Annotated in this window: 7 protein-coding genes and 4 tRNA genes; 2 read left to right on the top strand and 9 right to left on the bottom strand. The window is 55.1% G+C overall.

The window, feature by feature from the left end:
- Nucleotides 1-255: 255 nt before the first annotated feature.
- The 8 genes from B3C64_RS04080 to B3C64_RS04045 all read right to left on the bottom strand — a co-directional run bounded on the left by B3C64_RS04080 (nt 256) and on the right by B3C64_RS04045 (nt 2,376).
- Nucleotides 256-621, bottom strand: a complete 366-nt coding sequence (locus tag B3C64_RS04080) for a hypothetical protein (protein ID WP_291533915.1) — start codon at nt 619-621, stop codon at nt 256-258.
- Between the two features lie 158 nt (nt 622-779).
- Entirely contained in the window at nt 780-1,220 is a 441-nt protein-coding gene (locus B3C64_RS04075; RefSeq protein WP_291533913.1) for an FHA domain-containing protein, read from the bottom strand.
- Nucleotides 1,221-1,310: 90 nt separating this feature from the next.
- Nucleotides 1,311-1,499, bottom strand: a complete 189-nt coding sequence (locus B3C64_RS04070) for a hypothetical protein (protein ID WP_291533911.1) — start codon at nt 1,497-1,499, stop codon at nt 1,311-1,313.
- 102 nt (nt 1,500-1,601) lie between these two features.
- Entirely contained in the window at nt 1,602-1,733 is a 132-nt protein-coding gene (locus tag B3C64_RS04065; RefSeq protein WP_291533909.1) for a hypothetical protein, read from the bottom strand.
- A gap of 266 nt (nt 1,734-1,999) precedes the next feature.
- Nucleotides 2,000-2,072: transfer RNA gene (locus tag B3C64_RS04060), tRNA-Val, on the bottom strand.
- Between the two features lie 26 nt (nt 2,073-2,098).
- Nucleotides 2,099-2,170 (bottom strand) — tRNA-Val (locus B3C64_RS04055).
- 33 nt (nt 2,171-2,203) lie between these two features.
- Nucleotides 2,204-2,274: transfer RNA gene (locus tag B3C64_RS04050), tRNA-Cys, on the bottom strand.
- 29 nt (nt 2,275-2,303) lie between these two features.
- Nucleotides 2,304-2,376: transfer RNA gene (locus B3C64_RS04045), tRNA-Gly, on the bottom strand.
- 194 nt (nt 2,377-2,570) lie between these two features.
- On the opposite strand from B3C64_RS04045, the gene B3C64_RS04040 reads away from it, so the two are divergent.
- Nucleotides 2,571-3,404 carry a PAC2 family protein gene (locus B3C64_RS04040; protein WP_291533907.1) on the top strand — a complete coding sequence of 278 codons (834 nt, stop codon included), beginning with the start codon at nt 2,571-2,573 and terminating at the stop codon, nt 3,402-3,404.
- Nucleotides 3,405-3,498: 94 nt separating this feature from the next.
- Here B3C64_RS04040 and B3C64_RS04035 read toward each other — a convergent pair whose 3' ends face one another.
- Nucleotides 3,499-4,383: an undecaprenyl-diphosphate phosphatase gene (locus tag B3C64_RS04035; RefSeq protein WP_291533905.1), complete on the bottom strand. Its 885-nt coding sequence runs from the start codon at nt 4,381-4,383 to the stop codon at nt 3,499-3,501.
- Nucleotides 4,384-4,561: 178 nt separating this feature from the next.
- Here B3C64_RS04035 and B3C64_RS04030 point away from each other — a divergent pair, with 178 nt between their 5' ends.
- On the top strand, nt 4,562-5,353 hold the full coding sequence (locus B3C64_RS04030; protein ID WP_291533919.1) for a fructosamine kinase family protein: 792 nt from the start codon (nt 4,562-4,564) through the stop codon (nt 5,351-5,353).
- The last annotated feature ends 16 nt before the right edge of the window (nt 5,354-5,369 follow it).

Here is a 5,369-nt window from a genome sequence, read left to right as displayed (position 1 = left end):
AACGGGATTTCTTTATGGTTCAAAGACAGTATTCATTATCCGATAATGTACGTTATGTCAGAAAAGGTATGGATGCATTATCAAGCCACTACTCCATGACCTTGTTTTCCTGGATTCATCCGCGCGAATGGTTCATCCTCACGAATGCAATGCGTGATTCCATCCATTAGATGATGTTGCCTGCGTACATGTTCCTTTGCCGCCATGTGACGTCAAGTGACGTCACAATATGTCAGACAGCAAAATCGGATTCTGTCATTTGACGGCCCGTTCAAGACGACGTTTCATTTCGCCTTTCATGCCGTTTCTGGCCTGCAGATACATGAACAGCAATTCGCATGCGATCAGCAGCACCAAAACCACGGCGGATGGCCATCCGACATGCGTATAGAAATTACGGTATCGTTGTGCGATGCTCGATTTGAAAATCGAATACACCGGATATGATGCCGCGCCGAGCACCAATGACGTGAAATGCAGTGCGATTATCGACCAGCGCACCGGATGCACGTCACGCGTTTCGCTGGCGAAAATATTGCCCCGCACCGCGGTTATGGAACAGATGTTCACCGCGATGACGGCAGCCATAATCCACAGCAGCGCCGGCAAAACGTCAATCATGATCACTCCCCTGCCCATTATCCAAGAATCACAAATATACGCCGTCTATCGCTCATTTTTCCATATGCCAAGACATATGCAAAACGCCCATGGGCTTCATATGAGAATGCTCATGGGCGTGAAAACCTATTCCTGCTGCGCGTGCGGCTCGTATTGAATCAGCGCGCGACGACCGCAGTGTTGGTGAAATACACCAAGTGGAATTTGCCGAGGATGATTTCATCGCCGTTCTTCAACTCGGTGTGTTCGACCCTTTGGCGGTTCACGTAAGTGCCGTTCAGACTGCCCGCGTCGAACACGGAATACACGCCATTGACGCGACGGAAAATGGCGTGAGCGCGTGAAACGGTGGAATCATCCAGCAGAATGTCCGCATTGGGATCGCGGCCCACGGTGATTTCATCCTCGTCGAGAAGATACCGGGAGCCGGCCACCGCTCCCCTGGTCGAAATCAGCAATGCCGTGCCATCGGCAAGACGCGTAATCGTATCGAGGTCATCCTTGGTCAAAGGACGGTCTCCGGTCGAAGTAACCGGTACAGTGATTGCAGGCAGACCGATGATGGTCGTTTCGCCTGCGCTTGGAATCGGATCAGTCATACTGGCCATTGTACTCATTTCCCCTGTAAATCCTAGGCATTGAACCCGGCATGGTCACGAATCATGCACTATATACGTGGAATGGACATTTTATCTGTCGTTGTCGATAATCGAGACGAATTCGTCTTTCGGCAGCATGTCATCGTAGCTGCGCCAACGACGTTCCAATTCGCGATTCGCCTCGTCATGTTGCGCCTGTCCGAGCTTCGCATATGCTTTCAGCTCATTGGGGCCCATATCTTTGACGGGCAGTTTGAGATTCAATGCTTCGTCACCCACAGGTCGCTATTGTAGCCGTTTGTCTCGAGAATATGAAAAGACGCCCGAAAACGGTACGTATACCATATTTTCGAGCGTCTTCACAAAAATCTTCGATGGACTTCAGCGGCGCTGATCCAGCATCTCCTGAAGAGCCTTGTTGACCGAAGCGGAACCGTTGACCGAAGCGAGGGTGTTGAGACCGTTGACTTCGAAACCACGCTTGATTGCCGAGAAAATTGCATTCTTCTTCATGATATTCTCCTTACCTCTACCTCATCCTCCGGCACATCCCGTGCCGTGGTGCCTTGCTTGCTGTGGACAATTATCAGTATAGAGGAAACCTGCGGGACGTCATTGCCTGACTATCTGTTTTTTTGTATATCTGTCGGCTCTTCTTGAATTTCTTGCATAGCCGCTTGCGGATACCGTCTTCATCCGACTGTGCCCCGACCAACAGGCGCCGATGTTCAACGGCAAAACAAAAAAGCCCGGCGCACAGCCGAGCTAAAATCATGATGTGGGTGATATAGGAATCGAACCTATGACCCCTTCCGTGTGAAGGAAGTGCGCTAGCCGCTGCGCCAATCACCCGGCTATCTCTTGGAGTCAAACTCCAGTGGGCGATACAAGATTCGAACTTGTGACCCCTTCCGTGTCAGGGAAGTGCGCTACCTCTGCGCCAACCGCCCAAGGTTGTTCATTCTGCGAAACCGCACAATGAGAGGTGGGTACGAGAGTCGAACTCGTCTATACGGCTTTGCAGGCCGCTGCCTAACCGCTTGGCTAACCCACCATAAGGTCGATAATCAATCGGAACCTTAGAGCGGACAACGGGACTCGGACCCGCGGTCTCAACCTTGGCAAGGTTGCGCTTTACCAACTAAGCTATGTCCGCATGTTCTCAGCAGTACCACTGCCTGAGCACGAGTAACTACTATAACCGGATTCGCGAGATATGCAAATCCGCGTGTCGCATGCGTGTCGCGCGAAGTCGGCGAATCCCGAAAAACCCTTGCGGCCACTGGCTTTGTGCCTTCACTTCTGGCTAAAGCGTGCGAGATGGATGGGAAAACGTTATACATTTGAAATATGTGCGAGGAGACAACAATGCCGAGGATGATTTTGCTTGCCGCTTTCGAAGGCTGGAACGATGCCTGCCAATCGGCGACGAATGTTATCAGGCATTTGGTGGCGCAATATGATTCCCATGAGGTGTGCCATATCGATGGTGGCGAATTCTATGATTATCAGGTCGCGCGCCCCATGGTCTGCTCCGTACAGGGGCGTAAACGCATCATCTGGCCACGGACCACGTTTTACGATATCGTCGTCTCCCCCAAAACGCATATTCTGGCGCAAATCGCGCCAGAGCCCAATTACCGATGGAAGGAATACTGCGATAGGACCTTGCAGGTCGCCTCCGACTATTCGGTAAGCGATTTCGTCACTCTGGGATCCATGTTCGACGATTGCCCGCATACCAGGCCACTGCCGCTGGCCATTTCGAAAAGCGGTTGCGAATGCGAATCGGACAGGGACTACAACGGTCCCGTAGGCATTCCCAACATTCTTGACGCGTTTGCCGAGGACGCGGGTTTCCGCACGTCCTCGATGTGGGTGTCCGTGCCGCAGTATTGCGCGAAAACCGAGTGCATGCAGGGCACGCTTGAATTGGTCCGCGCCCTTTCATTGTTTCTGGATCAGCCACTGGTCGAGGGCGATCTGGATCGGAAGGCCGTACAATGGCGTGCGACGGCGGATGAGACCATCGAGCGGATGCAGGCAAGGGATTATCTTGCCCGATTGGAGCATGAATACGATTTGGACGCGCAGGCGCGTCGTATCGCGTCGAATGGCATGCCCGCCTGCGAGGAGATCATTCGTGAGGCGGAATCATTCCTTAACGGGAATAACGCCGATTGAAAAGGTTTTGATGCGATGAATGGCATGGATATGGGAATGCCACGGTGCTTGTGTGGCACCGTGGCATTCCCATAGACGGTTTTCGAGGCCTTTGCTATGCCGCTGCGGTCACTTCCGTCGGGGACAGCACGCCGGCGATCAGCAGCAACGCGACGATGACGGCGAGGGCGATGCGGTAGATGGCGAACGCCTTGTACGAGAAGGTGGACACGAATTTCAGGAATCCGATGATGACCACATAGCCTACGACGAAGGCGACGATGGTGGCGGCGATGGTGGCGCCCCAGCCCGGGAACATGCCCGCGTCGCCGGCGGCCACGTCCTTGACCGCGGAGACCGCTTCGAGAATGCCGGCGCCGAACACGGCGGGAATGGCCATGAGGAAGCTTACGCGCACCGCGGCCTCACGGGTGTATCCCATGGCGCGTCCGAACGTGATGGTGCCGCCGGAGCGGGAGACGCCCGGAATCAAGGCGAGCATCTGTCCGATGCCGAAGATCAGCGCGTCCTTCCAGGTCATCTCCTTGATGGTTTTGACCTGCTTCGAACGGGCGTCGGCGATCCACAGCAAAATGCCGAAAAGAATCAATACGGTGACGGTGATCCACAGGTTGCGCAGCGTGCTTTCGATTGCATCCTTGAACAGCAATCCGGCAATCAGAATCGGCATGGTGCCGAGGATGATGAACCAGCCCATCTGGGTATCGGGATTGTGCGCGCCCATACGGCTTTTGAAGTCCCTGCCCTCCTTGCCGAACAACGAGCCGAACCATGCGCCCAGAATGCGGATGATGTCACGTCGGAAATACAGAATCACCGCCAATTCGGTACCGATCTGAATGATCGCGGTGAACGCGGCGCCCGGATCGGATCCCAGCATCAAGTCACCGATGATGCGGATATGGGCGCTGGAGGAAACCGGCAGATATTCGGTCAGCGCCTGCACAAGACCAAGGAAAATCGCTTGGAAGAAATTCATGAGCCCTCTCTCATATTGTATTGAATAGCGCATTCTGCTACTGGTACGTCACCCACAGTAGCGAACGGTCTCTAGATTTCGGGTGCATTCGCCGCGGTTGTCTCAAACCGTGCACACAATGGAGCCATAGTCGATGTCTCATCGAAGGAGCACGTCGAAGACCAAGGAGCGTGAAGGCATGAGCAAATACCGCAAAAGCAGGGCATTCAGCCCGCAGGGATTTTTCGAATGCGAGGGCAAAGGCCTCGAATGGCTTGGCGAGGCGCAGTCGCAAGGCGGTCCGCGTGTGGTGGAGGTTTACGATTGGGGCAAGGATTATCTCGACATCGAACGCGTCAATCCATGTTCGCCCACGCCGCAGGCCGCCCATGATTTCGGCGCGGCGCTGGCTCGCCTGCATGATGTCGGCGCCGAGTATTTCGGTTCCGCGCCGGCCGGCTATACGGGAACGTGCTATTACGGTCCGTTGCAGGATCCTCTGCCGATGGCGACCGGGCAATGGCGGGATGCCGCGACCTATTGGGCCGAAGGCAGGCTTCGTCCGATGGTCGAAATGGGCATCGAGCGCCGGACGCTGAATGATTACGACAAGGAGCTTACGGAGAACGTCATCGACGCTTTGCCGGAGCTGCTTGGCAAGGCCGCCGGCGACAAGCCCGCGCGCCTGCACGGTGATTTGTGGAGCGGCAATGTCATGTGGTCGGCGGATTCCGGTTCCGTGGAGGCCGTGCTGATCGATCCGGCCGCCCATGGCGGACACCGCGAAGAGGACCTTGCCATGCTGGATCTGTTCGGCATGTCGTATTTCAATGAGATTCTCGACGGATACCAGTCCGTGCATCCGCTCAAGGCCGGTTGGCGCGAACGCATGACGGTATGGCAGCTGTATCCGATTGCAGGACATTGCTCGTTCTTCGGCGGCGGCTACGTCAGCCAGTACCGCGCCATGTGCAGGTCTTTGCTGCACTGACGCCGTGGACGCATGG

It is taken from the genome of Bifidobacterium sp. UBA6881, assembly GCA_002451435.1.
Lineage (GTDB): Bacteria > Actinomycetota > Actinomycetes > Actinomycetales > Bifidobacteriaceae > Bifidobacterium.
The sequence above is the reverse complement of the archived record's forward strand: the minus strand, read 5'-3'. Positions and strand labels throughout refer to the sequence as shown.

What these genes read in the sequence shown, in the direction of transcription:
- B3C64_RS04080 (WP_291533915.1), bottom strand. Translation starts at nt 621, where the DNA reads ATGATTGACGTTTTGCCGGCGCTGCTGTGGATTATGGCTGCCGTCATC.
- B3C64_RS04030 (WP_291533919.1), top strand. Translation starts at nt 4,562, where the DNA reads ATGAGCAAATACCGCAAAAGCAGGGCATTCAGCCCGCAGGGATTTTTC.
- B3C64_RS04035 (WP_291533905.1), bottom strand. Translation starts at nt 4,383, where the DNA reads ATGAATTTCTTCCAAGCGATTTTCCTTGGTCTTGTGCAGGCGCTGACC.
- B3C64_RS04075 (WP_291533913.1), bottom strand. Translation starts at nt 1,220, where the DNA reads ATGACTGATCCGATTCCAAGCGCAGGCGAAACGACCATCATCGGTCTG.
- B3C64_RS04065 (WP_291533909.1), bottom strand. Translation starts at nt 1,733, where the DNA reads ATGAAGAAGAATGCAATTTTCTCGGCAATCAAGCGTGGTTTCGAAGTC.
- B3C64_RS04040 (WP_291533907.1), top strand. Translation starts at nt 2,571, where the DNA reads ATGTGCGAGGAGACAACAATGCCGAGGATGATTTTGCTTGCCGCTTTC.